Source organism: Sulfitobacter sp. HI0129 (assembly GCF_001635395.1).
Classification (GTDB): domain Bacteria; phylum Pseudomonadota; class Alphaproteobacteria; order Rhodobacterales; family Rhodobacteraceae; genus Sulfitobacter.
Window position 1 is genome coordinate 1 of sequence record NZ_LWGH01000662.1, and the last position, 2,789, is coordinate 2,789.

The window sequence follows — 2,789 nt, forward strand, 5'->3', positions numbered from 1 at the left end:
TGCGCGCTCGCCTTTGAGCTTTCAGCGCGCATGGGGCTGTGCCCGCAGGAGGATCCAAGCCGCGTCCGCGCCCATCTGCGCGACATGGGGATGAAGACCGATCTGGGCGACATTCCCGGCGAACTGCCCGGCCCCGACGCACTGCTCGACCTCATGGGGCAGGACAAGAAGGTGGTGGACGGCCAGCTTCGCTTTATCCTCGCCCGTGGGATCGGCAAGGCTTTCGTAAGCGCCGATGTGTCCCGGGAAACCGTTCTTGACGTGTTGTCCGACGGGATACGCGCGCAACGTCGGGCCTGAAGGGGGACCGGGTTGGGGCGAAGAAGCCGCCCTAAGTCACTTAGATAAAATAAAAAAAGGGCCGGCATTTGCCGACCCTCATGTTCAGATCCGAAGTACCGGATCAGAACGGAATTTCATCATCCAGATCGCGGGAGCCGCCACCGCCTCCGCGGTTGCCGCCGTCCGACGAGCCGCCGTAGCCACCGCCGCCGCCATAGCCCGGGTCAGATGGGCCGCTGTCGTAATTGCCGCCGCCGCCTTCGCCGCGACCGTCCAGCATGGTCAGCGTGCCGCCGAAGCCCTGCAGCACGACTTCGGTGCTGTAACGGTCCTGACCGGACTGGTCCTGCCACTTCCGGGTCTGCAACTGGCCCTCGATATAGACCTTGCTGCCCTTCTTGAGGTACTGCTCCGCGATCCGCACCAGACCCTCCTGAAAGATCGCGACCGAATGCCATTCCGTCCGCTCCCGGCGTTCGCCGGTATTGCGGTCCTTCCAGGTTTCCGACGTGGCGATGCGCAGGTTGCAGACCTTGCCACCGTTCTGGAAACTGCGCACTTCGGGGTCCCGCCCCAGGTTGCCGATGAGGATCACCTTGTTGACTGAGCCGGCCATTCCGCCCCCCTTGTTCGCTTGATGCCTTGAGCCGCGCCGAATCCCGCGCGCCCCGGGCCGTCTTATAGCTTGGTTGGCGATGGGTTAACACAAGGTTTAGGCCGGTTTTGGCCCATCCGGCCCAAAGACTGGCCCTGACGGGATGCTCTGGTATAGTCCCGCGCAAAAGATGACCGAGCAAGACGGGGGACGGGATGAAGATACGCACAGGAATGGCGGCGGGTTTGCTATGTGCGGTCCTTACGTCCCAGCCCGCGATGGCCGAAATTTTCGGCGCGGGCGACCGGACCACCAGCTTCAAGGTGCAAAAACGCATTCTCGATGATCGGGCCGCGCGCCAGTACAGCGCATCGGTGCGCCTGCAGCCGCCCAGCGTCGTGACACCGACGAAATGGGACACGCCCGAATACCGCGGCGCCTACAAGGGGGTCTATCTGGCGATGGCGCGGGATGCGGCGGTGCTGCACGGCGTGCCGGTCGATCTTTTCCTTCGGCTGGTCCAGCAGGAAAGCGGCTGGAACCCCAAGGCCGTTTCGCACAAGGGCGCGCTGGGGCTCGCCCAGCTGATGCCCCATACCGCCCGCCTGCTGCGCGTGGACCCGGCTGACCCGAAGCAAAACCTCGAGGGCGGCGCGCGCTACCTGATGCAGCAGTACCGCACTTTCGGCACATGGAAGCTGGCGCTCGCGGCCTATAACGCGGGGCCGGGCGCGGTCAGGAAATACGGCGGCGTGCCGCCCTATGCCGAAACGCGCAACTACGTGAAGGTCATCGCCGGTCTCTGATCCCGATCATTCGGCGGCCACGTCCACTTCGATCACCGGCTCCATCTCGGCGAATTTCTCGGCGCTGAGGTGGCATTTGACCTGATGGCCGGGCGCCATGGTCACCATGGGCGGCACTTCACGTTCGCACAGGTTGCCGGGCACCTCGCTCTTCCAGCGGCAGCGGGTCTGGAACGGGCAGCCGGGGGGCGGGTTCATGGCCGAAGGGATGTCGCCCTCCAGCACGATGTGCTTCTTCTTGACGGACGTGTCCGCAATGGGCACCGCCGACAGAAGCGCCTCGGTATAGGGGTGATAGGGTGGGGCGAATACCTGATCCGTAGTGCCCAGTTCGACCACATGACCAAGATACATCACCATGACCCGGTCGCTGAGATAGCGCACGATGCTCAGATCGTGGCTGATGAACAGCAGCGTCGTCTTCTGCTCGCGCTGGATCTCCATCAGCAGGTCCGTCACGGCGGCCTGCACCGACACATCGAGGGCAGAGACAGGTTCATCCGCCACCACGATACGCGCATCCCCGGCAAAGGCCCGCGCAATGCCCACGCGCTGCTTCTGCCCGCCCGAGAGCTGGCGCGGCATGCGGCCCGCGAATTCACGCGGCAACTTCACCAGATCGAGCAGTTCCAGCATGCGCTGTTTGCGCTCTGCCTCGTTCTTGCCGATCTTGAAGATCTCCAGCGCGCGGATGATCTGCCGCCCCACGGTCATCGAGGGGTTTAATGTGTCGAATGGATTCTGGAAGACCATCTGGATGTCGGCGACATTCTGGGTCGTCCGCGCCTCGATCGGCACATCGCCGATGTTCTGGTTGTCGAGCAGGATCTGCCCGTCAGTCGCGGTTTCCAACCCCATGAGAACCTTGGCAAAGGTCGATTTCCCGCAGCCGGATTCCCCCACGATGGCGAGCGTCTCGGATTCGCGCGCCTCGAAGGTCAGCGTTTCGTTGGCCTTCACCACCTTGGTATCGCCGCCGCCGAACATGGCGTTCGCCGCGACCTGATAATATTTCTTCAGGTCGTCGATCTTGAGAATCACATCCCCGACATCCCCCTTCTTCTTGGTGGCGGCGAGTTCGAGCGGTGCCTGCCAGTCGATCTCTT

At 63.4% G+C, this 2,789-nt stretch carries 3 protein-coding genes and 1 pseudogene; 2 read left to right on the forward strand and 2 right to left on the reverse strand.

All coding sequences use genetic code 11. The features are described from left to right. A pseudogene (locus A3764_RS16995) lies at positions 1-300 on the forward strand (3-dehydroquinate synthase); the annotation flags it as partial. Positions 301-403: 103 nt separating this feature from the next. On the opposite strand, the gene A3764_RS17000 reads toward A3764_RS16995, so the two are convergent. Further along, positions 404-898 carry a single-stranded DNA-binding protein gene (locus A3764_RS17000; RefSeq protein ID WP_067921945.1) on the reverse strand — a complete coding sequence of 165 codons (495 nt, stop codon included), beginning with the start codon at positions 896-898 and terminating at the stop codon, positions 404-406. 257 nt (positions 899-1,155) lie between these two features. Here A3764_RS17000 and A3764_RS17005 point away from each other — a divergent pair, with 257 nt between their 5' ends. Further along, positions 1,156-1,683 carry a lytic transglycosylase domain-containing protein gene (locus A3764_RS17005; protein WP_082851128.1) on the forward strand — a complete coding sequence of 176 codons (528 nt, stop codon included), beginning with the start codon at positions 1,156-1,158 and terminating at the stop codon, positions 1,681-1,683. Between the two features lie 6 nt (positions 1,684-1,689). Here the strand turns inward: A3764_RS17005 and A3764_RS17010 are convergent. After that, positions 1,690-2,789, reverse strand: a 1,100-nt coding sequence (locus tag A3764_RS17010; protein ID WP_150122259.1) for an ABC transporter ATP-binding protein, incomplete at its 5' end; no start/stop codon positions are given.